The following is a 21644-nucleotide window of genomic DNA, read 5'->3' as shown; positions in this document are numbered from 1 at the left end:
CTATCCCAGTAGGCTCTTAGCATTCCTGCCAATTAGCGGGCCAAGCCACGTAAAGAAAACGCACATGGCTGGTGGTACCAAATTCGATGCTCGAACCGCGCGGGATAAACATCACGTCGCCCGCTTTGCCTACCAGCGTTTCACCTTGGTGACGGATATGCAGTTCACCTTCCAAAATCATGTCAACTTCGTCGTAGTTCAGCGTCCAAGGGAAAAAACCGTTTTCCCACTGCATGAATCCCGCGGCCATACTGCTGCCGTCCTGCGCGGTGATCAGATCCGTCAGCCCGACCTGATGCTCTTTCGCCCCGTCAAAGCGGCCAAAGGTTACGGAAGATCCATCCACGACCTTGACCCCACCTTTACCCGTCACTGAGCGAAAGCTCGGCTGGGCGCTGCTATTTGATGCAGCCGCTGGCTGCTTCTGCGCGCGCTGTTCTTGCTGTACCTTTTCGATAAGCTGCGCGAGCAATGTTTCTGTCACGCTTCCCTCTGGCAACTGGGCTAAGATGTGTTCACGAATACACTGGCGCTCTGCGACCGAGCTGCCCTCTTGCGGCACAGCAGTTTGAACATCCGTGACCGTGTTTGCAGCAGATGTGGGCGTTGACGGTGCCGCCGTTAATTGCTCAATGATTTCAACCCCAAGCTGCTCGGCAACCACGCGCGCCTCTGGCGTTACGATGTAGTCGGCTAAAACGATGTTGATGCTCTTTTGGCCTTGAACCTGTGCGGTGCGAATGTCATTCGCCGTGATCAGTTTTTTCATCACTTAACCCTTTTGTCCTGACCGTATTGGGCGGTCAAAAATGCCTTAAATTCGTCTAGGCTGTCGCTCGAGTGGCTGTTCACCACGAACATCGGAGGCTTGAATCCGGCCTCTGCCAGCATCTGTTTTACGCCTGCCACATCTGCGTCGGGCAAATCGGCTTTGCTGATCACGGCAATGCGCTGTAAGCGCGGATAAATATCCAGTAATCCTGTTGGAATACGACATTCAGGATCGTTGGCCGCGTGAACATAAATCAGCAATTCGCACTCAACTAACGTATTGATTAACGCGTGATAGAGACGTGGGTGACTAAAATATTCTCCGGGGGTATCAATATCGCCCTCGTTATTAAACTCAATGGCCTGCGTTTTTCTGGCCAGCGAGTAATCACCCTGTAACGCATTAAATAAGGTTGTTTTCCCGGCGCCGACCGCGCCCACAAAAATAGCGCGCGTCATCGTTAGCTCCGCGTTAACGAACACACGGCATAGTTGAGCAAATTGCCCAGCCCCGTGACCGTTTGTTGTAGTGACTCTTCCACCGCACCGACCGAACCATAAACCACTAACGCACCGGTAAAGCGGTCGAGAAACCCGATTTGCACGTTCGCCGCTTTGGTTGCCAAATCACCGGCAATCATCGCGGTTTCCCCCGGCGTTAACGTCATAATGCCGATGGCTTCTGCACCGGGAACGCCTATCTTTTTGGCTAAATCCTCACCGGGATGCGCGATGATATGAGCCAGAGTCACCTGCTTACCGGGAACAAACTCTTGAATAATCCGTTCCTTTTCCATTGTGTCCCCTGTTTTTCAGCTCAATCCCCGCTGCTACAACGGTTACGTTCAGCCCCATAAAGTGATTGAAATCATCTTATGGTGACTAACCTAACGGCAGCGCCCACTCATCTGAGGTCATCCTCGCAGCAATAAAGAAAAGGGAATAACAAAAATCGGCACACAAACAGAAAGGTTGAAGTGGGTCACAGCCGGAGAGTTTTTAGCCAGAGGATTTTGATGCAGAGTTAAATATTCCCTCACCGTCACGCGTAAAATTGTCGCAGGCACTCCGCCCGCTTTCGCTTCTGGCGTATAGTGATTCGCATGCGGCCTATGCTCAGAATCGGCTTCCTACATACGTGTTTTCACGCCGCAATCACGGATATGACAATTCGAAAATCAAGAGGCGATAAATGACAATTTCTCTGTTTGCACACAGTCCGACTCGGTTGCTAAAGCGTATGCCTCTGGCTTTCATCGCCGCCAGCATGCTAACCACGGCAAGCTACGCCAGCGAAACCGAACCTTCCGGATATCAGCTTGAAAAGGTCGTTATTCTCAGCCGCCATGGCGTTCGAGCACCGACCAAAATGACACAAACCATGCGTGACGTTACGCCTAATGCATGGCCTGAGTGGCCGGTCAATCTGGGGTATATCACACCGAGGGGCGAGCACTTGGTGAGCCTGATGGGTGGATTCTATCGGCAGAAGTTTCAGCAGTTGGGGATCTTGTCTAAAGATCGTTGCCCAACGGCGAATGATGTCTATGTTTGGGCAGACGTCGATCAGCGCACTCGGAAAACAGGCGAGGCGTTTTTGGCGGGGCTCGCACCTGAGTGCCATCTGAGTATTCATCATCAGCAAGACCTTAAGCAGGCCGATCCGCTATTTCATCCGGTGAAAGCCGGTGTCTGTACCATGGAGAAAACGCAGGTACAGCAGGCCGTCGAGCAACAGGCCGGTATGCCCATCGCTCAGCTAAACCAGCACTACCGCCCTGCACTGGCGCTGATGAGCAGCGTGCTGAACTTTCCAAAGTCAACGTACTGCCAGCAACATAGCGCAGGCCAAACCTGCGATTTCGCACAAGCTATGCCAAGCGAGCTCTCCATCAAAGACAATGGCAATAAAGTGGCACTTGACGGAGCCGTAGGTTTGTCATCAACGCTGGCCGAAATTTTCCTGCTTGAACATGCGCAGGGCATGCCAAATGCCGCGTGGGGAAAAATCCATTCAGAGCAAGACTGGAACGCTTTGCTAACGCTACACAACGCGCAATTTGATTTGATGTCGCGCACGCCTTACATCGCCAAACATAACGGCACACCGCTATTGCAAACCATCGTCAGCGCAATCAAATCACAGACTAGCGCGCGCGATTTGCCCGATTTATCAGCGGATAATAAGATCCTGTTTCTTGCGGGGCATGATACCAATATCGCCAATATCGCGGGCATGCTCGGTATGTCGTGGACGCTACCCGGCCAGCCGGATAACACCCCTCCAGGCGGTGCCTTAGTTTTTGAACGTTGGTCAGATAATGCAGGGAAAAAATACGTGAGCGTGCAGATGATGTATCAAACGCTGGCACAGCTGCGTAATCAAACCCCACTCACTCTGGATAAGCCCGCGGGCAGCGTTGCGCTAAAAATACCGGGATGTGACGATCAAACCGCGGAAGGATATTGTCCGCTAGATACCTTCACGCGTCTGGCGAAACAAAACGAACTGGTGGAGTGTCAATAATTATAATCAACTGGAACCCTTCCCCCAATTAGGGGAAGGGACCACAGAAAAAACACTGTGTTATATTTAAATAATATAAATTAACCCCCCCTTTTTATTCCTAATGCTTTATAAAAAAAAGATATTACTTGCATCCTTATTTCATTATTTTCTATGGCATTTTATGTAAATCATTTTCATAAAATTGATGATGTATTAACAAAATTTAGCTACCTGTATTAATAAAGGATTACTTATGTCATGGAATAAAAATAAAGCTTCAAGCTATGCACGCTGGCATGCAGGTTCTAGCTCTAGTGATAACTGCGCTATGTTTGTTCGACATGCTATCGAAGCGGGTGGCCTTAATATTGGCAGAACCGGCGAAGCTAAAGATTATGGTAGCCTGCTTGAAAGCGCAGGATTTCGTTCTATAAGCTCAGGGGAAACACCGCAGGAAGGTGACGTTGTCGTTATTCAGCCATATCCCGGAGGCAGGCCTGAGGGACATATGGCCATATTCGATGGCACCAACTGGTTCTCTGACTTTCAGCAACGAGATATGTGGGGCGGCCCAGGCTACCGCTCGCATAAACCACCTTATATAATTTACAGGAAAGACTAATGCGCCTCTTAATCCTGATTTTTATTTTTTTCATCTCGGGTTGTGTGCACCAAAGCGCTGAACAGCGAACGAAGGATTTTTATCAACAATACCTGCATGCTTATGCCGATGGCACATCGGAGATCAAAGACGATTCATCAGTTTCTTGCAAGTATATTGCCACCGATACCGCACGGCGACTCATGGAAATTCATGCAATTTCCGAGCAGGAAATAACGGGGGCGGACTACTTCACCTACACGCAGGATTACGCTCCAGAATGGATACCTCGGCTAAAGGTTGGCCATGCGAGAGATTTCATGGGGGGCAAAGTGGTTGATGTCTGGCTAGGCGTCGAGGATACGAAACATATTAAAATTGAGGTTTATCTCCGGCTAGAAGATAAAGACTGGAAAATCTACCGCGTCCGTAATGTTTCAGGCAATACGGAACAATACATTTTCGACGACCGAGCAATTGCTTCAGCAAAAGCCTTAGCCGCAACTATGCCTGCCGAGTGATCTTCTATGCAATAATCCTCCTTAACTTGCTAGGAGAAGGAGGGTTATATCGCCATCTGAGCACTAAGGAATAAAACACACTTTAGACTGATTGGTTATTTGCAGCGTCACTTTGCATAGCGTAATTAATTCTACGTTGTTTTTAATATTAAACTTCCGCATTACACGGCGTTTATGCGCACTTACAGTTTTAACGCTGAGCCCTAAAATATTCGCAATACGTGCAATAGTGAAGCCATGAGAGATATAGCTAATGATCTTTATTTCTTGCAGCGAAAGCTCCACCGATTTGCAGTCACGGCACCCTTTCCGACAGCCCGCTTTTCCATCAATTTTCACTTTTGCACGCATCCATGCAAACAGAATTCGGTTCACCAAGCGTTTTATCGGCTCTGTTCGATGAATAAAAATTGCATTATCAAAGCAGTACGGCATTAATGATGAGTTTAACGTCTGTATATCCCCTTCATAAATTCCGACCAATAAGCTCCCTGGTTTACGTTCTATCAGCTCTGGGTGACATAAAGTTTCTGCTCCTGCGGGATAAGCGCGAATAATAATATCCGCCCGCGATAAGTTTTGCCGTAATCCCAAGAGATGTGTTTTTTGATCGGTATGGAGCTCTATAATCTCATGCAATAGCCCTAACAGCCCAAATTTATAATATTCATTCTTATCATCAAAAAAGATGTTTATCACTCATTAAGCCCCGATAAAATAAAAGCAATATCCACCTCCAATCAACTCCTTGATCGAATGAGTATTATCGCTTTTACTATTCAATAATAAATATCTAACTACCGGTATTAGGGCATTTAATCACGCTTAAATGCCCTAATAGGATTACACGGATGGCGTCACAATAACTTCGTACGTTCCGCTGTAGGTGCCGAGTGGATAAGTTTCACTGCGTTTAGCCGAGGTAAACTGCACTTTTACCCCCTGAGAAGGATCGGGAATATCCTGAACCGTAGGATAAACAACCTGATTATTCAGCGGATATGACGCTGAAACCTCCCCGCCATTCACGCGGATCCACGCAGGATTTATCTGCATGGTATCGCCGTTATCCCCCATCAGCAGATTCCCCGCAGGCGTATTCAATGAAAGAGAGACCGCGCTGGCATTTCCCACAAAATTAAAGGCGGGCGTAACACCGTACATATAGCCATTTTTATCGTTGAGCTTCAGACTAATCGAACCATTGGTGACATCGTTTCCGGCCACATAAACCCGCACGCTGGTGCTAATTTCAGCCTGTACATCGATGCTGGTTCTCACCGAGATCGCAGCCTGTGAGCTACTTACCGTCATCAATGACATTGCCGCGAGGCTGAGCGCTAAATAATATTTCATGTCGCTTTTCCTTTAACTATTTGGCGTAATAACAGCCGTCAATGTGTCGATCAGCCGTGTTCCCGCGGCCAATCCACGGGTCGATTTACCGCTCAGGGCAAATTGGATATCCACCCAATCCACCGTTGCTGTGCCGCTTGGGATCGTTCCTCGATATTGAAAACCAGGCACTATCTCTTTGCCGTCAATACTTATTCGATACGGGATCGACAGGGCTCCTTTCGACGCTCGCAGCTGGTAGTGATTATCATGCTGCTGGGTAGACTCGAACGTCAGAAGATAAGGCAATGCTTCATCGCCCGACTGCAACGTTTTAGCTATCTTTAAGCGTGCATTAGCCGTCGCGTCGTTGAGTTCGCCCACTAACCCCATCGATAGTGCTGGCTTATCAAAAGAGGCCTGAATCGTGACCGCGTCGGTTTGTAATGCGGTGAGATCCAGATAGATAGGGTAATTTTCACCACTGCTATCGCCCTCAACGTTAAAGCTAACGTTACCTACCTGAACGCGTGGAAACGCACCAAACTCGCTGAATGAGCGCTCCCCTTTAACGCTGCGATTTACTGCCCGCACCCCTACCCGCGTTTCATTCGGCTGAGCTGAAAACTTCACCAGATCGCCACATACGACGGCACGTTCCTGCATAAAAAGCTGCAATGGGAAACGGAGCGAACCGAGCACTAGATCGCCTCCCTCGCAGCGTCCGCCGCCTGCGGGAGAAACCAGTAAAGTCAGCGATTTATTCGCAGGTTGCCGCATCGTGAGCGTATCTGCTCCGCTCGCATCGCTGATCCCCTCATGGAGCATACGAATAGCGCCATTCGGCTGGGGCTGAATCACCCAAGCACCCGCCATCACGCTGCTTGCCTGTAGCAGCAACGCAGCAAATAACACCGGAGATTTCATGAATTACTCCTTAAGCTGGCACTTTTCATAAGTATAAAGTTTGCCATCCATGTTAAATGCCAAGTTGTTGTGCACCGCCAACGTACGCGAATGCTCTGGGTACACATTGAATATGGTTTTGTCCTTACGCCCATCGATTACTAAATCACGCATTTCGCTACGCACGTTACCGGTTGCCGTCAACGTCCACTGATTACTGCTACAGGTCACTGCCAGCCCCTGATTTCGCTTACCTTCGGGTAAATAACGCAGCAAAACGTCATAGCCGATGGCAAAGCGCACCTTGCCTTTATCCATTTCTTGCTCTGGATAACTTGGCCGAATACGCAGGCGATATACGGTTTCACGTTCAACCGGCTTCAGCGGCATAATTCTCACTTTGCGTTCTTCGCCAAAGGGAATAATCAGTTTGGTGGGTGAAAAAACTAACGTCGGATCCTGAGCACCGAGTTCTTTCACCTTATTTTCCTTGGTGTCGCCTGGATTAGTAATATGGAATAGCTCCAGCGTGACAAATTCGTAGCTCTTATTTTCTGACTTATTAACGTCTACGCTATCCACCGCGCGATACATTGATTTAACGGTAATAAAATTATCACGCGGCGTTTCTTGTTTAATTTCTTTCACGATAGGAAAAACTTCAATGGCCTGCGACAGTCCCGCAGTCATTAGCATAGCCATACCCACTGGCAGAATTGCCAATTTACTCAGTTTCACAATTAACCTCACGTATTTGCATAATGCCTTGAGTCATTTTGACGTTTGAACTATTTAGCGGGCACACATAATTTTGCCCCTCTTTACTCACCTTCAACTTATCTAGCTGGCTGTCGGTATCTAACGTGAAGTCACCCACAAATAAGCCTTCAGCATCGGTCATGGCATTGCCACCTACCACGCGAGCATTGGCTAACGGCACACCGTCGAGATATAAGCGTCCGGTGACCGTCTGATTTTTCGTGGCGTTCACTTTGACGTGATAGACCTGCCCCGGCATGGCCCAGGTTGAAGATGATTGAGTCGAAAGGTTATAGAATGCGTTAGTGTCGGTGGTATAAACCTGTTCAGCCTTTGGCGATATTTTTTGGTATGGCTGAATCGTGAGCGTGGTTTTTTTACCGCCCTCAACCACAACTGGCTCATTACTCCGGTTACGCACTTCAAAATATTGATCTTCAGGCAATGAGCTAGCATCTACAATCAGCGCGGCGGTATTGTCGACCTTGCCATATCCGAACTCACCCTCACCAATAGCGAACCCGCTGCGTTGAGAAAGATATTGTTGGCTATAGCTGTTATTACCAAAAGATTTAGATACGCCAACCGAGGTATAGCCATAATCGTTATCCATAACGATACCTGCACCGCTATTATTCTCGCTGTTTGGCCCATGATTGACGCTGGCGTTGACCGTATATTTCCCCCCACGATCGAACTCTGGGTTGTCTAAATTAAGTGAATAATCGGCGCTGTAGATATTTTGTTTGCTGCCCTCATCGCTCATTCGTGAGCGCAAATAAAGCGACTGGTAATGGTTATAGCTGCGCTCACGCATGCCGAGAGTAAACTGAGCAAAAACTTTATCTTCCGTGGCGCTGTTATGAGAATAACGGTTAACCAGCTCATTAATACCTCGGTGATAGCCCAGATCGACGCGTAAATTAAGGTAATCCGACAGCGTAAAGTCGCGATTTAAATTCACATCCCAGCTTTCAAATTCGGTTTTATTTTGCCGTCCGTAGTCTTGATACAGCGTATTCAAGCCGAAGTTAACACCTAGACCAATATTCCAAGGTAGAAAGGTATTCGCACCAAACTGGAGATATTCAAAATCGTAGGCAGGAACCAAACCATAGCGGTGATAATCCTGCTCATCACCTTTAAATCGGTTATCGCGATAGCTCAAGTTCATGCTTAAGGCATACAGGTTTTTCATTAGCCCAACCTGATAGCCCGTGCTGCCATCCACGCCCATAACGCCATCGGCATAAAGATGTTCGGCAAACCAGCTATTAACCGGCAAATCTAGGCTAGCATTGGCATAACCATCCTCGTTATCAAGGAGGAATCCACTGCCTAAAGACATCACAGAATTGGTGGTATATCCCATAGATACTCCGGCGAAGTGGCTCGGACTACCGTTTTGATTAGGATCGTTGTCGTCTTTGTCACAATGTCGGCAAGAGTAGCGATTCGACGAAAATTTCCCCTGATGATCGTCATAGCGCCCGAGCTGAACCACATACTCCAAATCGCCGGACCGAAACGAGCCATTACGTTTGAGAAAAGGCTGTATTTTCTCTTCACGGCTGCCGTTCACTAGCTTAGAAACCAGCAAAACGTCATAACCGCCGGACGGCCATCCTTCTGTCTTTAAATGCTGCAAACCGGCGGGAAACTGCTGTAGGTCGATTAAACGCCCGTTGCGATAGACCTCAACCGTACCGGCCTGCGGCAAATAGACGGTCACCGGCGAGGCCGCACCGTCACCAGGGTTTAAATAGTTATCCGTCATATACCCCAGCGAAATACCGTCGAAGCTAACGGGATTAAAAAAACTGTAGGTGACCGAAGGCGTACTGGACACCAAATTATCGCTTAACCGCTGACGCCCAGCTTTAAAACGGGTATTTTCATGCTCAAGATACAGCGCTAATTCATCCAAATTAAAATCAATTTCTTTGGAATAACTCCAGGCGCCTTTCACATAGCTATTACCGGTAAGGTTTAAGGTATCGTTGGAAGATAAACTTAAACTATCGCCATAGGTATCAGAGAGATAGTTCAGATTATGACTATGAACAAAGCCGGCAAGACTGCGGTGTGGAATATAGGTTTTGTCATAGGCCTTATCGCCCGCTTTAAACAACGAGGCGGGAAATATCAGATGCACTGACGCATCCGATTCATTAACCGTTGCGACAATTTCATCCTGTGAAAAACCTTGCTTATTCACTCGGCGTAACGGAACAGAAAGTTTTTTGAGCAGCTCAGCGGCGGACACGCTGAGCGCGGGCATATCCACGGCGGTTATTTGATCAACAATCACCTGAGGTGACATCAACAAAACATCGTTTTGGTCGAACTCCACGCCAATAGAACCAATGGATGAATCTGCATAAATAATATCAAGTACGCCGCTTTGTTTGGCATTAAAAATGTCTTCAAAGCCAGCGGGAAGCGGAATAGAAGACGCCATCAGCGGAGTTAATGCGCAGCCAAAACCGACACCAAGAATAACAATGCTGGCAGTTATTTTATTATTCATTATTCTCTGTCTCTATCTATAAAATAGGCATTACAATTAAAGTAAAGGTATTTGCGTATTTACCCTTGGTATAATTCCCGGCTAACAATTCAGAAATAAATTTGACTTTGACGCCGTTTGCCGTGGTGGCCTGACTAATATCTTTTAAAACAGGCACGCGTAGATTTTTAGTGGCGTCGGTTTCTATTCCTTGATGAATAAAGCTGCCATCAAGATTAATATGCGTATTGCCCCCAAACACCTGAGGAAGAACAAACTGTTTCTCTAAAAATACAATCTCAGCATTTTTCACATTTCCCACTAGGTGAAAAAAACTCGACGTTTTTTCAAACTTTTGAGAAATACCGTTGATCGGTAATGGGAAGTCAAACTCTTTACCACTCAGTGGTTTATCTTCATAATATAAGGCGATTCTTGCTATAGACTCAGCAGAGACATCCAAATCGACCTGCGAATTGGGTACAGAAAACGCTGCCTGACTCCATAACAAAAGCACGGCAATAATTCCGGCGGCACAGTTATTTTTAATCATGTTTTAAACAGGGCCAGCATAATGCTGACCCTGGCCTGATTTAATGAAGAGGATTAAGGCTTGGCATTTACGTTAGCGTAGACAACGCCGGTATAATGACCTTGGCCCAATGAATCATAGGTTTTATCTGAGACAAATTTAAACATCACTGGCAGTTCGCCATGAGTACCGTTTGCATTCAGAGTAAAGTCTTTAGAATCACCTGATGCAGCGAACTCCTGGCTCCCGGCAGAAGTGATACTGCTGATTTTATAAGTCATATCGTTGAGCGTGCCGCCCTGAGTGCTATACAGGGTGAACGCGTCGCCGGTAACAGATTGGCTGTCATCCATGGTCAGAGCAACTTCAAGCTTGGTCACGTCGTTGTTCCAGAGTTTCAACGCTGTGGTTTGTGCTTCCATGTAGCCTGATGCCGCTGGCGTCAGCTCTACGTCCATATCGGTAATAGGACGACCACCTGGATCGGTGATAGTTGCACTATCAGGAACGTTGGCGCTAACGTTGAACTTGGTATCATAGCTGGCAGGCGTAGAAGCCATTGCAGAAGCAGACATCACTAGACCGGCCAATACAGACAACATAGTTTTGGTTTTCATTTAAAAATTAAGTCCTTGTTATATAAAATGCATCTTTTACAGATAGAGCAATATCACGCAGGAAAATAAATAGTTCTCCAGCAATAATATTTATCCGTTCTATTCTGTTTCATTGCGTAATAGGCAGACGACAATGCTGACAAAAAAGCAGTACGCATCGTTAAATAAATAGTTAAACGTTGCGATGCAATAGTCCCTATTGCACGTTTACTTTTTTCGCATATCGGCGTCGTTATATTACGAAAGCAAGCTTACGAAATAGCTCAGTTTAATTCTTGAAAAAAACCTCACTTTTCCTCACAAAGCTTTAGCAGTAATTAAAGCGATAAAAGTAAGACCTATGAATTAAGATGAAATTTAATTATCTTTAAGAATATTATGCCCCACCTCTTCAAATACGGCGCGCCGCAAGTCATCTTCCAGCTCGCTAATCGTTTGAGGCAGATAGAAGTTTTTATCACCTACGCAGCTTTTCCAATCTACGGTAGGAGAATAAGCAATCCCAATAAATGAAATTTTTCCCACTGATTCATCCGTACTGAGTACCTGGCGGATTTTATCGCACATACCTGCTTGAATAAGGTTTGGTGTAATAGAGATATCTCCGGGGTCATCCGTCCCATCAGAAACAATCACCATAACTTTTCTTGAGGCTGTCCCTGAGGCTAAATAAGGCACCCCGAGCAGAACACCAGAGCTGACCAAGGTACCACCTAAGGCCGTCATATTATTAATCTGGTTTATTTCACTTGGATTACTGGTCAGCGGTACTTTCCACGAAGAGCTCTGCTGAAGACAGGTACTGGCATTCACGGCCGAAAGCGGGATTTGAATATCATGCACTGGGTTCGGAATGGCTGCGACGCTGCCCGCAATATTCACATAGCGTTCTAACGCTTTGTAATTACCCCCGGAAAGGACATCTGATGGCACTGGGCCATTACTGACAAAAGGAAAATCACAGTTTGCGCCCTCTTTGCCGCCCCAACCAAAAGGAACAAATCCCACTTTATTGTCAATATTGTAGGAAAAGAGTTCATCGGAGAGTTTCAGTACAATTCGTTTGAGCTCAGTCAGCTTTGTGCTGCCGCCAAATCCCTCATTCATTGAACCTGAAAAGTCAGTGACAAAAATCACGTCCATGTTTGAACGAAATTTACGCGCAGCGCCGTTGTCGCCGATCACGACCTGATCGTCAAAGCTAGGAAAAAAACTAGAGGAAAACCAAGAGTCCTGCAACGTCTGCCCGCTGACGCGATATTCTACGTAGGACAGATTTTGGTTATTGGATGAAATACCACTTTTCACAATGACCTTGGGTTTAAACACGTCAACGTCATGACGCATATAGGCGCGAAAATAGTCACTCGACAGATCATAATTTCGCTGCGCGCCGTCGCCGTTATCCTCTGCGGTTAATGCCAGAGCAGCTTGCTCCATCGCGTCGGAAAGACGCGCACGTTCGGTAATATAGCGCGATCCTTCCAGCCCAAAAGCCGCCATACTGAGTAAAAAGCCAGACATCATGACAAAACTAATCGCAAATGCCCCACTACGATCCTGTTTAAAGCGTCGGATACTGGCTAACAATGGTTGGTACACAAACATAGTTGCTCCTTAGTATTCAAGGTTCCACGACTGCTGGCTTTCTTTCCCGTTTGGCAAATTAAAAAAGGCAGCGGCCCCGGACGATATTGCGCGACAGCACGTCCAGTTCGGTCATGGATATATTTAATCTCACCGATAAACTCGGGCCCATCAGGGTTTATATCAAAAACATTAATACTGATTTTGGCTCTCAGCGTTGGGCTGTAAAAAAGCATTTGGTTTATTTCACCAATTAACGCCTGCTGATTTACCTTGGATGAATCAATAAAAATAACTGCCTGATTTTTTGCCGCGTGAACAGGAAGAAATAGCAGCAGCAAGCTAAATAAAAGTCCGTATCGCTTCATTTATCGCAGCATCACGATGGCGAATGAAGACATCATCGGTGTTTCTTCCGTCGACGTTAACCGCGTGAACCAGCTGAAGGTCGGCAAACATACGGTCACCTGATACAGCGGAACCCAGCGTCCATAACTGCCGCGCGGTGTGAGCTGCTGAAGTTGGTTGAGCGGCTGCGGTGGCAAACATTGCCCAGCACTGCCGCTGTCCCACGATTTATACAGTTTGATCTGCTTTCTATCATCACCCAGACGAATTGGGTCTTCAAAATGCATCTCCTCAACGTGCAAACTCATTTGAGAAAGATCGATGGTGCTATTCATATCCGTGAGTATTTTCTTGGCCAAATCAGCAGCTGAATCCACATCCTGCTGATTCAGCGTTTCTCTCGCGTCAAACAGTTGGATCCTTTCACGTAAAATACCGGCAACCGAATACGATACGCGGTCTAATTTTCCGACCGTTGCCTGACGGACAACCAGATCGGTGAGAAAGAAAATAAAAAAGATCAGCGCAATGGAAATCAGAACAAATTCGACGGAAACCGCAGCGCGTTTATCAGTCCATAAATTTGGAACGTTCATATTCTTGAACAAAGATCACCTCCCTATTTAATAAGTTATTGACCCAAAATCCGGGGAATGGGAAAAACATTGGCGTATATTTATATTCCAAGTGATAACGTGCTAATGGCTTGTAACGAGAATTTCCTGCGCTGCCACCGGTATTAATCATGTCGGTAATTGAGTCGGCATAGGTAATATCCATGGTCACAGCATCAGGGCGTGTCAGAAATCCCCATATCGCGCCACCTTGTTGTGTGATCCGCGCCTGAAAGCGGCTGTCATAGCCGCCATTATCGGAGGCTGATGCATTCTTAGATTCTTTCGCGGCTTCGGAAACCGCCAAATCAATGACGGAAGAGATATAGGCCATTCTCGCAATCTCGGCGACAAACAGCACTAAGGCAATAAACAATATGACCGTTAAAGAAAACTCAATGGAGGCAACGCCTTTATTATCTCTGACAAAATGTCTACATCGTTTCATTATCCTAATCCTTTTTCTGCGGGATTAATCATGGCCAACGCATCAATTAATTCATCGCCTTTTTCTGATAAGCTCTCATTTTGAATAATATCTCTGGCATAACGACGATCGCCGACCTTAACCAAAGATAAAACCAGATTATGCAGAAGTTGAGACTGCTTACGTCCGCGTAAATACTGTGGCAGCAGCAAACTCACCGCATCCTGATAACGGTGGTCTAATATGGCCACCATCGCCATATTGTTGATAGCAACATCATCCGCAATGAATAAGCTACGTGATTTCTCAATAGCGGCGAGGCCTTCCGTTAGCTTTCCTGACTGTGCCAGTGCGATTCCTTTGAGGTTATAAGCTTCTGCACTCTGCGGCTCACGCTGTAACATCTTTTCGGTCACGCGAATAGCCTGAGGGTAATCGCCTAAGGCGATCATATTCTGAGCCTGTAAGGTATAAACATTTAAGTCCGGCGTTTTAAATAGCGGCTGCATAAAATAGATCGACGATTTGTAATCGCCAGACTGGTAGTAATAACGGGCGAGTTTTAGACGTGCGGCAGGATCTTCTTTTTTCTTCAGCGAACTGCGATAAAGATTAATCAGGCCGTTATAGTTTTTTGCCTTAAGTAAAATATCCTCTTGATAATTCATATCACGGGTAGAAGTCGGTGCTCGTTGCACACATCCACTTAATAAGGCGACACACAGAAGTCCCATCGTGATTTTTTTAGAAATGTGCATTTTGCATAATCCTTAGAATACCTGGTGCGGCAATTAAAATAGTAATCGGGAACATAATAAAAAGAATAAGAGGTACGCTCATCTTGGCTGACAGCTTGCCTATTTTTTCTTCCGAGCTCAGCAGCTGCATATCACGAATGTCTTTAGAGAGTTCCATCAGGTTTTCATACAACGAGGTTCCGTAATGGACACTTTGTTGCAACGTGGCACAAAACATACGCATCTCAGTCATGTCCATTGAGCGGTAAAGATCCATGAGTCCCTCCTCTAAACCGCTCACCTCGGCTCGCCTGACGAGATGCGACATTAAATCAGCCAAATTTTTGTCCAAATCATCCGAGCGTTCGGCAATAAATTTCACCGAACTCTCCACCGTCATCCCTGCTTGAACACAAACGGCGATCAAATCAACAAAATAGGGCAGCGCATCCATCATTAGCTTGATACGCGTATTAATCGCCGGATTCAGCATCATGGCCGGTAGCACTAAAACAATCATGAATACGAACAACATAATCATGGCTAAGGCTTTCATGCTGATAGAAAGCACACCGATAACCGTAAGAACCAGCAATACGCCGCCAATTGCGCCACAAATACGCGCTTTGAGGGGAAGGCTTTTCTCTAATTCATTGAGAAATGTCAGCCAAGGGCTGTTACTAATAATCAATGCACGATAGTCGATAGTAGAAAACTGATTCTGCTGTTTGCCCTCTTTTTTTGGCTCAATGATGTCTCGCTGTTTCTTCCAGTGCTGCTGCTGGCGTATAGCCATCAGCACCAGCAAAATACCGAGAAGTAGCATCGTTAAATAAAACATCGTCATCAGAGCGCCCTTCTTAATAAGATCCAGATAATGATCATGCCAATGGCTTCACTGGCAATGACGTAATAAAGGATCAGGCGACCAACGGGATCGTGAACCACGAAATCAAAGTTTTGCGGGCTGAAATACTTCATGCCACAGAAAAATAGCAACGGAATAGATGCCACTATTTTGGCCGACGTTCTGGCCTCTGAGGTCATGGCTGATTTACGCCGCGCCATATTTTTACTGTTATTCACGATCCGAGATAATCGGCCAATTAAGGTGCGTAGTTGCCCACCGTGTTGCAGGCTCACCAGCATCACCACCACGAAGAAATAAAACTCCCGATAGCGATAGTTTTGCCACGCATCATTAAAAACACGCTCGGGTTCTTCTCCAAGATTTAAACGCCGATCAATACGATGAAACGTTGCGCCTAAGTCGCCATCAATGCCTTCACCACAGCGGTGCAGCGCCTGATGAATACTATTTCCCGCCGATACCGCCGCATTCACCACCGATAGCACTTCAGGAAAACGATCTTCGAAATAGCGTCGATGCAGGCTGCGTCCGATCCGCAGCTGTGCAATAAACATTACAATTAGCGCCACGGGTAGAAAAAAGGCCACGTCAAACTGCAGCCAATTAGCATTCAGAAACAGCAATACCAACAGTAGCGAAACAGCTATGATGCCGCCCTTCATGCCTTTCAGGCTGTAATCTCCCAGCGCATAGAGCTTCCACTCTTGCCACGTATTTTTGATATAGCCAAAGACAAGGGATTGTCTGGGATTAAACGTACTTTTAGAGGCTATCTTGGTCAGCTTTCGCCAGTTGTAAAAATTAAGGCTAAACACCGCCAAACCTATAAATAGAATCAGAAACGACATTTCTCACTCCATACCAAATATATGCTTTAGGTCATCACTCACGTTGAACATCACCGCATTGCGCATCACCGTTGAACGCATTAACAGGCCATGATTGATAAACTCGCCTTTAATTTTTCCATTTTCATCACGGTCAGATTGGCTTTGAAAAGTAAAAATATCCTGCAGAATTACGCGATCGCCTTCAATCCCCATAACCTCACTAATGTTCATTACTTTTCGGCTACCATCATTTAATCTCGATACTTGAATAACGATGTTAATGGCCGAGACAATATTTCGACGAATTGACTCCATAGGAATATTCATTCCTGCCATCATCACCATATTTTCCAAACGCGAAATTGCGTCTCGAGGATTATTCGCATGTAGCGTTGACATAGACCCATCATGCCCGGTATTCATAGCCTGAAGCATTTCAAACGATTCTTCGCCACGGCACTCCCCAACAATAATGCGGTCAGGACGCATTCGGAGTGAGTTAATCAGTAATGCTCGCATGGTAATTTGGCCGGTGTTTTCCACACCCGCCAAGCGCGTTTCCATTCTTAAAACATGCGGCTGCATCATGCGTAGCTCTGCCGCATCTTCCATAGTAATAATGCGTTCGCTGGGATCGATATACTTTGACAGTGCATTGAGCAGCGTAGTTTTCCCCGAGCCCGTCCCGCCAGAAATGATAATATTGACCCGACACCGCGCCGCAATGATCAGGAAATTAGCCATCTGTCCGCTCATCGCATTCATGCGGATAAGGTCTGACAGTTCAATATTGCTTTTACCAAACTTACGGATGGAGATAGAAGTTCCATCTAACGCAATGGGCGGGATCGCGACGTTTAAACGGCTACCGTCATGTAATCTGGCATCCACCAGCGGCCGTCCTTCATCAAGACGGCGGCCCACTTTTTGCACCAGACGCTTGGCGATATCTGTTAATTGATTATTATTAATAAAACGGCATTTTGTGAGCTCCAACTTACCGGCTCGCTCAATATAAATATTCTCCGGCCCATTAACCAAAATATCACTGACGGTTTCATCTTCAAGCAAAGGTCTTAATGGGCCGTACCCTAAGATTTCATCCGCCATCATTTCAGCAAAACTATTTTGGTTTTGGGAATTTAAATAGATATTTTGCTGTTCAGCCACGCGTTCTAATACACGATTCATTTCAGCTAATAGCTGAATACGGTCGTCAACTAATGCTTCAATCGTGTTAATTTCGATATTTTGTAATACGCCATCGCGTAGCGCTTCTTGAATTTCAACGCTGATATCCATTTACGCCACCTGATTTTTTTTCAAACGCCCATTCTTCATCAAGCGATTGATGAGCGATCCCTTATGGATAGGTGCCCCGCCGAGAATTAAGCGAGTGAGCTGGTCGATAGGCGCAATTTTTCGATTTAGCCCAACGAAACGCGTGATACCGTCTTTTTGTTTGTTATAGGGAAATACCACATCCAACGGTCGCCCTAATAGCGATTGCAGATCTTCAATACTCAGCATATTCATACTGAATGGGCGGCTGTCGTTGAGGCATATAAATAGCCTACGCGGTGCGAGCTGAGAGCGATTAAGCGACTCAACCACTTCAATCATGCCGCGCGCAACCCGCACTGACGCCATTGAGCGATCCATAACTAAAACCAAACAGGATGAGCTTTCAACCAACTGGCGTAGCGTCTCTTTGTTGGCGGTATTAATAGCCTCTTCAAACAGCACAAAGTTATATTTTTGGAAGCCATCTAACGAGAGATCGGGGTAGAGCGAGCTACTGCTGCTCATAAGATCAAGATTCTTTTGCCCAGCCACAATTTCTTGCACCATTTTTTTGCCGGTAAGCAAATCAAGGTCGCGCGAACCGGTCGCGCCCTGAACAAAGAGCGACGGCATTTCTTTGGCCTGCACAATATTGCTGATGGTCTGGTAGGCAATAGAGCTATTTCCAACCCCACCTTTACAGCCCAATATACTAATGCTTACCGCCCAGCGCGTTGATTTCAGATTGGTGCTCGAAATAGCCGACTGAACAAAAAGCTCACGCTGAGAGTTCAAATTGAAATATTGGATGCCATCACGCAAGAAGGCTTGTGCCAGCATGATTGAATCGCTGTCACCGACTACGCAGCACCATACGCCTCGCGGCACCATGGCTAAAATAGCGGGCACAATATTATCGATATATTCTTGGCGGCCTATATCAATAACGATGCCATAGTCTTTTTCAGAAATAGCAAGATTATGGCTCGAATCCAAATCTTGCAGGACGCTGGTGACCTGATTAAAACCGGCTAATCGTAGTAATTGGCTTAGTTCTTCATTAATGACCTTGCGCGAGGATAAAACATAAAATGCCTTCTCATTTTGCGCTGATTTAGCATCGTCCTTTTGTGGGAATAACAGCATTTTTGCTCTTCCTCAGAAATAATATTTGTATGGGCTAACCAATGAGGAAGCGAGATTGTTGTTAATGGCACATCCCGTATCGTCATAAAGATCAAACTTATAATTCTGTGTCATATAGCGACACTCGGGTAAACGCAGAATGATTTTTTGAATATGAACCTGAATCCCCGAGGTTTCTTGAGTGCGATAGCCGCCGCCCTGATAGGATAAAGTGATCCTCTCCGGCGTGATGCCTTTGGCAATCAGGTCTTGCCTCACCTGCTTAGCCGTAGCCGAAAAATCATCATCAAACCATTCAAGGCGGATATAGCCGTTAAACCCACCGCTGGCCTGATTAAAAATTTTCCCAATCGCAATTTCTTTAGAAATTTGATCGCTTGCAGTCAGTGCGATGATCTGTTCGGTTATTTGTGGTGAGCCGTGCTTTTCTAATTGGCTAGCCCAACCGGAAAACGATGCCAGCGTTATGAATAAAAGCACGCCATGAAATAGATGTGAGATCCTCATTTAATAAATCCTCCCTGCTCCACAAATCCTTCAGCCAGTTTTCGATCGCGTAGATTGCTAATCCCCTCGAAATTCATAAAACGAGCCAGCGTTGAGGTACGTTGAAAATCAGGCAAAACGATATCGCGCATGGTGACGGGTTTAACGAGATTAACAGTGGCTACCACCACCAGCTCGCCGCGCGTACGCTCGGTTTTGGCATTTCTAAACAGCGCCCCGAGAATCGGCACATCCCCAATAAATGGTAAGCGAGATAAATCTTCGCGCTCGTTGTTGCTAATAAGGCCGCCGAGTAGGAAACTTTCTCCGTCGGCAAGCTCAACGGTGGTTTTTGCACGACGCGTTTGGAATGCAGGAAACGAGTCACCGGCGTTGGTGCTGTAAGTGCTATCCACGTTGCTAACCTCTTCCCCCAGCGTTACACGGATGCGCTTGCTGCTGCTGACTTTAGCGCCCACGTTCAGCTTGATACCAAAATCCTTGTATTGGACATTGGAACCATTGGCAGAGCTGGTGACCACTGGAACCTCGCCTCCGACCAGAAACTCAGCGGACTCACCCGACAATACGGAAAGATTCGGCTCAGCCAGCACGCGAGCCACCGAGTCGTTGCTGATGGCATGCACCAGCGAGCTCAGCGTGTCGGCGTTGAATTTCACAAAGCGAAACGTGCCGGGCGTAATATTGCCGCCGGTGCCGCTGATGGTTCCCCAATCAATGCCCACGTTGTCGCTGAATGTCTTGGTCACCTCAACGACCGAAAGCTTTACGTTGACCTGATTTGTGATCGGCAGCTTCAACTTGTTGATCACTTCCTGATACACCACCTCATCAAGCCAGGCATTGTTGCTTTCACCTCCACCACCGCTGCCACCGCTCATGCTTGGCACATCTTTTTTATTCGCCGTGCGTTTAGCGCCCACGCCTTCACCCACAATTTGATAAACACGGTCGCGGTCTTCTTCTGTGGGCACGGTTCCGCTTAGAATGTAGGTTTTACCCACTTTCTGAATCGAAATTTGGCTATCCGGCACCAACTGCCCCACCTTTTTTTGCACCGCGCTTAAAACGGGATCAACCACCAGCGTAGTTTTAATGAGCTGGTCACCATTTTTGTCAAAAGCAATGAGATCGGTTTGGCCGTCGCTTTTGGCATAAACCATGACGCCACGCTCGCCAATAATTTCATAGTCGGCTACTTTGGGAGCAGAGATAAAAATAGTGTCAATATTTCCATCAACCTGAATAACCTGTGACTCCCCGGCTTCCATGTAGACTTCTTGAGCATGCACATAATAAGAGAGAAATAATCCCGTCATACCCAGTAGCCATAACGCGCCGATATTGGCTCGGACTCGCCCTATTTTTTGACGCTGACCTTGCTGCTTCGCTAAACAAAAACTCACTCTCCACCTCTCAACTCTTTAACGGAATTAAATTGGGGCAATACTTCATCCATTCTTATTTTTTGGTTGTTCTCGTCCTCATACTGATCGAACGGGAATAATAAGATTTCACCAGCTTTTTCTACGACTTTGAGTTCGGCCAACTGCTGCGCGTCTAATCTCAATACCACCGTTCCCACCGAATCATCACCGCTATAACTCTTAGTCACTGCTTTAGGCGCCTTTTTAATATCTACGATAGAGATAGGCCCCATTACGCGACTAATCGCATAGCGCTTCATATTTTTGTCAGGGCTATTACTGCCTTCCGTTACCAGACCGACATTATTTTTTTTACTTTTATCCACCTCAACTAATCGGATGTAGAGTGAAACTTCATTCCCAATGGAAAGAGAGGAAAGTAGATATTCATCCTCTGGTTTAATTTTATAGCTGTATGGCGTCTCATTGCTTCTCAGTGAATGAGCTGAGAAGGTTGGACTCGTTGGTGATTCCACCATTTCAGGTAAAATAATGCTGCCTTTTGAAATATTATGCCTAATTAAGTATCCCTGAAGATCTCCGTTATCTAATGAGGAAATATCACGGCGATCTTTGCTTTCTTTGGAGATCTCAATCGACGTTATTTTGTAATCATCACGATTTAAGATGTCATAAGGTTTTAGTTCCCTTATCGCTTCCGCAACCATGATGGTATGGCTTGCTTGAGGCACAGGCTTTACCTCAGTAACCTCTGGCGTTTTCTTTTGCACAAAAATGCCGGCGATGCCGACTGCAATAACGATTATTGAAAGAAAAAAAAGCATGCGATGGTTCATTAAGATGTC

24 protein-coding genes are annotated in these 21644 nt (G+C 46.3%); 3 read left to right on the top strand and 21 right to left on the bottom strand.

What is annotated here, in order from left to right; translation table 11 throughout:
* Positions 1-16: 16 nt before the first annotated feature.
* The 3 genes from eutQ to eutS are packed head-to-tail and all read right to left on the bottom strand — an operon-like array spanning position 17 to position 1568.
* Positions 17-769 (bottom strand): ethanolamine utilization acetate kinase EutQ, encoded by a 753-nt coding sequence (gene eutQ, locus CPY98_RS08580; protein WP_096387331.1) that lies wholly within the window; start codon positions 767-769, stop codon positions 17-19.
* Positions 769-1230 carry a EutP/PduV family microcompartment system protein gene (gene eutP / locus CPY98_RS08575; protein ID WP_046449964.1) on the bottom strand — a complete coding sequence of 154 codons (462 nt, stop codon included), beginning with the start codon at positions 1228-1230 and terminating at the stop codon, positions 769-771. The genes eutQ and eutP overlap by 1 nt, the downstream gene beginning before the upstream one ends.
* Before the next feature lie 2 nt (positions 1231-1232).
* Entirely contained in the window at positions 1233-1568 is a 336-nt protein-coding gene (eutS, locus tag CPY98_RS08570; RefSeq protein WP_025801761.1) for an ethanolamine utilization microcompartment protein EutS, read from the bottom strand.
* A 395-nt stretch (positions 1569-1963) separates the two neighbouring features.
* Here eutS and CPY98_RS08565 point away from each other — a divergent pair, with 395 nt between their 5' ends.
* The 3 genes from CPY98_RS08565 to CPY98_RS08555 all read left to right on the top strand — a co-directional run bounded on the left by CPY98_RS08565 (position 1964) and on the right by CPY98_RS08555 (position 4402).
* The gene (locus CPY98_RS08565; RefSeq protein WP_046449965.1) at positions 1964-3298 is read left to right on the top strand and encodes an AppA family phytase/histidine-type acid phosphatase; all 1335 of its coding nucleotides are present in this window, start codon (positions 1964-1966) and stop codon (positions 3296-3298) included.
* A 235-nt stretch (positions 3299-3533) separates the two neighbouring features.
* Positions 3534-3902: an NlpC/P60 family protein gene (locus CPY98_RS08560; protein ID WP_025801757.1), complete on the top strand. Its 369-nt coding sequence runs from the start codon at positions 3534-3536 to the stop codon at positions 3900-3902.
* Positions 3902-4402, top strand: coding sequence for a YbjP/YqhG family protein (locus CPY98_RS08555; RefSeq protein WP_096387328.1), 501 nt, complete (start codon positions 3902-3904; stop codon positions 4400-4402). Before CPY98_RS08560 ends, CPY98_RS08555 begins: the two co-directional genes overlap by 1 nt.
* 63 nt (positions 4403-4465) lie before the next feature.
* Here CPY98_RS08555 and CPY98_RS08550 read toward each other — a convergent pair whose 3' ends face one another.
* The 18 genes from CPY98_RS08550 to CPY98_RS08460 form a co-directional block, all read right to left on the bottom strand.
* Positions 4466-5101 (bottom strand): LuxR family transcriptional regulator, encoded by a 636-nt coding sequence (locus CPY98_RS08550; protein ID WP_043492895.1) that lies wholly within the window; start codon positions 5099-5101, stop codon positions 4466-4468.
* A gap of 144 nt (positions 5102-5245) precedes the next feature.
* The gene (locus tag CPY98_RS08545) at positions 5246-5758 is read right to left on the bottom strand and encodes a hypothetical protein (RefSeq protein ID WP_025801751.1); all 513 of its coding nucleotides are present in this window, start codon (positions 5756-5758) and stop codon (positions 5246-5248) included.
* A 12-nt stretch (positions 5759-5770) separates the two neighbouring features.
* Positions 5771-6664: a hypothetical protein gene (locus CPY98_RS08540; RefSeq protein ID WP_096387325.1), complete on the bottom strand. Its 894-nt coding sequence runs from the start codon at positions 6662-6664 to the stop codon at positions 5771-5773.
* A gap of 3 nt (positions 6665-6667) precedes the next feature.
* Positions 6668-7381, bottom strand: coding sequence for a hypothetical protein (locus tag CPY98_RS08535; RefSeq protein WP_043492888.1), 714 nt, complete (start codon positions 7379-7381; stop codon positions 6668-6670).
* Positions 7368-9932: a TcfC E-set like domain-containing protein gene (locus CPY98_RS08530; protein WP_096387322.1), complete on the bottom strand. Its 2565-nt coding sequence runs from the start codon at positions 9930-9932 to the stop codon at positions 7368-7370. The genes CPY98_RS08535 and CPY98_RS08530 overlap by 14 nt, the downstream gene beginning before the upstream one ends.
* A gap of 16 nt (positions 9933-9948) precedes the next feature.
* Positions 9949-10464 carry a hypothetical protein gene (locus tag CPY98_RS08525; protein WP_043492881.1) on the bottom strand — a complete coding sequence of 172 codons (516 nt, stop codon included), beginning with the start codon at positions 10462-10464 and terminating at the stop codon, positions 9949-9951.
* 53 nt (positions 10465-10517) lie between these two features.
* Positions 10518-11060 (bottom strand): hypothetical protein, encoded by a 543-nt coding sequence (locus CPY98_RS08520; protein WP_025801741.1) that lies wholly within the window; start codon positions 11058-11060, stop codon positions 10518-10520.
* A 357-nt stretch (positions 11061-11417) separates the two neighbouring features.
* Positions 11418-12668 carry a TadE/TadG family type IV pilus assembly protein gene (locus CPY98_RS08515; RefSeq protein ID WP_096387319.1) on the bottom strand — a complete coding sequence of 417 codons (1251 nt, stop codon included), beginning with the start codon at positions 12666-12668 and terminating at the stop codon, positions 11418-11420.
* Positions 12669-13015: 347 nt separating this feature from the next.
* Positions 13016-13603 carry a tight adherence pilus pseudopilin TadF gene (gene tadF / locus CPY98_RS08505; protein WP_043492871.1) on the bottom strand — a complete coding sequence of 196 codons (588 nt, stop codon included), beginning with the start codon at positions 13601-13603 and terminating at the stop codon, positions 13016-13018.
* The gene (locus tag CPY98_RS08500; RefSeq protein ID WP_096387316.1) at positions 13566-14057 is read right to left on the bottom strand and encodes a TadE/TadG family type IV pilus assembly protein; all 492 of its coding nucleotides are present in this window, start codon (positions 14055-14057) and stop codon (positions 13566-13568) included. Before CPY98_RS08500 ends, tadF begins: the two co-directional genes overlap by 38 nt.
* Entirely contained in the window at positions 14057-14794 is a 738-nt protein-coding gene (locus tag CPY98_RS08495) for a lipopolysaccharide assembly protein LapB (RefSeq protein ID WP_025801733.1), read from the bottom strand. Before CPY98_RS08495 ends, CPY98_RS08500 begins: the two co-directional genes overlap by 1 nt.
* Positions 14781-15620, bottom strand: a complete 840-nt coding sequence (locus tag CPY98_RS08490; RefSeq protein ID WP_096387313.1) for a type II secretion system F family protein — start codon at positions 15618-15620, stop codon at positions 14781-14783. The genes CPY98_RS08495 and CPY98_RS08490 overlap by 14 nt, the downstream gene beginning before the upstream one ends.
* Positions 15620-16492: a type II secretion system F family protein gene (locus CPY98_RS08485; protein ID WP_043492866.1), complete on the bottom strand. Its 873-nt coding sequence runs from the start codon at positions 16490-16492 to the stop codon at positions 15620-15622. The genes CPY98_RS08490 and CPY98_RS08485 overlap by 1 nt, the downstream gene beginning before the upstream one ends.
* A gap of 3 nt (positions 16493-16495) precedes the next feature.
* Entirely contained in the window at positions 16496-17776 is a 1281-nt protein-coding gene (locus CPY98_RS08480; protein ID WP_025801730.1) for a CpaF family protein, read from the bottom strand.
* On the bottom strand, positions 17777-18904 hold the full coding sequence (locus tag CPY98_RS08475) for a tight adherance operon protein (RefSeq protein WP_043492864.1): 1128 nt from the start codon (positions 18902-18904) through the stop codon (positions 17777-17779). It abuts the gene before it with no gap.
* 12 nt (positions 18905-18916) lie between these two features.
* The gene (locus CPY98_RS08470; protein ID WP_172863839.1) at positions 18917-19411 is read right to left on the bottom strand and encodes a hypothetical protein; all 495 of its coding nucleotides are present in this window, start codon (positions 19409-19411) and stop codon (positions 18917-18919) included.
* On the bottom strand, positions 19408-20730 hold the full coding sequence (locus CPY98_RS08465; protein ID WP_369828318.1) for a type II and III secretion system protein family protein: 1323 nt from the start codon (positions 20728-20730) through the stop codon (positions 19408-19410). Before CPY98_RS08465 ends, CPY98_RS08470 begins: the two co-directional genes overlap by 4 nt.
* 83 nt (positions 20731-20813) lie before the next feature.
* Positions 20814-21635, bottom strand: coding sequence for a pilus assembly protein CpaB (locus CPY98_RS08460; RefSeq protein WP_096387310.1), 822 nt, complete (start codon positions 21633-21635; stop codon positions 20814-20816).
* Between the last annotated feature and the right edge of the window lie 9 nt (positions 21636-21644).

It is taken from the genome of Hafnia sp. CBA7124 (genome assembly GCF_002355555.1).
GTDB classification, from domain to species: domain Bacteria; phylum Pseudomonadota; class Gammaproteobacteria; order Enterobacterales; family Enterobacteriaceae; genus Hafnia; species Hafnia alvei.
This window is presented reverse-complemented; position numbering and strand designations above follow the sequence as displayed.

Coding starts and splice junctions, on each gene's coding strand:
- eutQ (WP_096387331.1), bottom strand. CDS start 769: ATGAAAAAACTGATCACGGCGAATGACATTCGCACCGCACAGGTTCAA.
- eutP (WP_046449964.1), bottom strand. CDS start 1,230: ATGACGCGCGCTATTTTTGTGGGCGCGGTCGGCGCCGGGAAAACAACC.
- eutS (WP_025801761.1), bottom strand. CDS start 1,568: ATGGAAAAGGAACGGATTATTCAAGAGTTTGTTCCCGGTAAGCAGGTG.
- CPY98_RS08565 (WP_046449965.1), top strand. CDS start 1,964: ATGACAATTTCTCTGTTTGCACACAGTCCGACTCGGTTGCTAAAGCGT.
- CPY98_RS08560 (WP_025801757.1), top strand. CDS start 3,534: ATGTCATGGAATAAAAATAAAGCTTCAAGCTATGCACGCTGGCATGCA.
- CPY98_RS08555 (WP_096387328.1), top strand. CDS start 3,902: ATGCGCCTCTTAATCCTGATTTTTATTTTTTTCATCTCGGGTTGTGTG.
- CPY98_RS08545 (WP_025801751.1), bottom strand. CDS start 5,758: ATGAAATATTATTTAGCGCTCAGCCTCGCGGCAATGTCATTGATGACG.
- CPY98_RS08540 (WP_096387325.1), bottom strand. CDS start 6,664: ATGAAATCTCCGGTGTTATTTGCTGCGTTGCTGCTACAGGCAAGCAGC.
- CPY98_RS08530 (WP_096387322.1), bottom strand. CDS start 9,932: ATGAATAATAAAATAACTGCCAGCATTGTTATTCTTGGTGTCGGTTTT.
- CPY98_RS08525 (WP_043492881.1), bottom strand. CDS start 10,464: ATGATTAAAAATAACTGTGCCGCCGGAATTATTGCCGTGCTTTTGTTA.
- CPY98_RS08520 (WP_025801741.1), bottom strand. CDS start 11,060: ATGAAAACCAAAACTATGTTGTCTGTATTGGCCGGTCTAGTGATGTCT.
- CPY98_RS08515 (WP_096387319.1), bottom strand. CDS start 12,668: ATGTTTGTGTACCAACCATTGTTAGCCAGTATCCGACGCTTTAAACAG.
- CPY98_RS08500 (WP_096387316.1), bottom strand. CDS start 14,057: ATGAAACGATGTAGACATTTTGTCAGAGATAATAAAGGCGTTGCCTCC.
- CPY98_RS08495 (WP_025801733.1), bottom strand. CDS start 14,794: ATGCACATTTCTAAAAAAATCACGATGGGACTTCTGTGTGTCGCCTTA.
- CPY98_RS08490 (WP_096387313.1), bottom strand. CDS start 15,620: ATGACGATGTTTTATTTAACGATGCTACTTCTCGGTATTTTGCTGGTG.
- CPY98_RS08485 (WP_043492866.1), bottom strand. CDS start 16,492: ATGTCGTTTCTGATTCTATTTATAGGTTTGGCGGTGTTTAGCCTTAAT.
- CPY98_RS08480 (WP_025801730.1), bottom strand. CDS start 17,776: ATGGATATCAGCGTTGAAATTCAAGAAGCGCTACGCGATGGCGTATTA.
- CPY98_RS08475 (WP_043492864.1), bottom strand. CDS start 18,904: ATGCTGTTATTCCCACAAAAGGACGATGCTAAATCAGCGCAAAATGAG.
- CPY98_RS08470 (WP_172863839.1), bottom strand. CDS start 19,411: ATGAGGATCTCACATCTATTTCATGGCGTGCTTTTATTCATAACGCTG.
- CPY98_RS08465 (WP_369828318.1), bottom strand. CDS start 20,730: ATGACGGGATTATTTCTCTCTTATTATGTGCATGCTCAAGAAGTCTAC.
- CPY98_RS08460 (WP_096387310.1), bottom strand. CDS start 21,635: ATGAACCATCGCATGCTTTTTTTTCTTTCAATAATCGTTATTGCAGTC.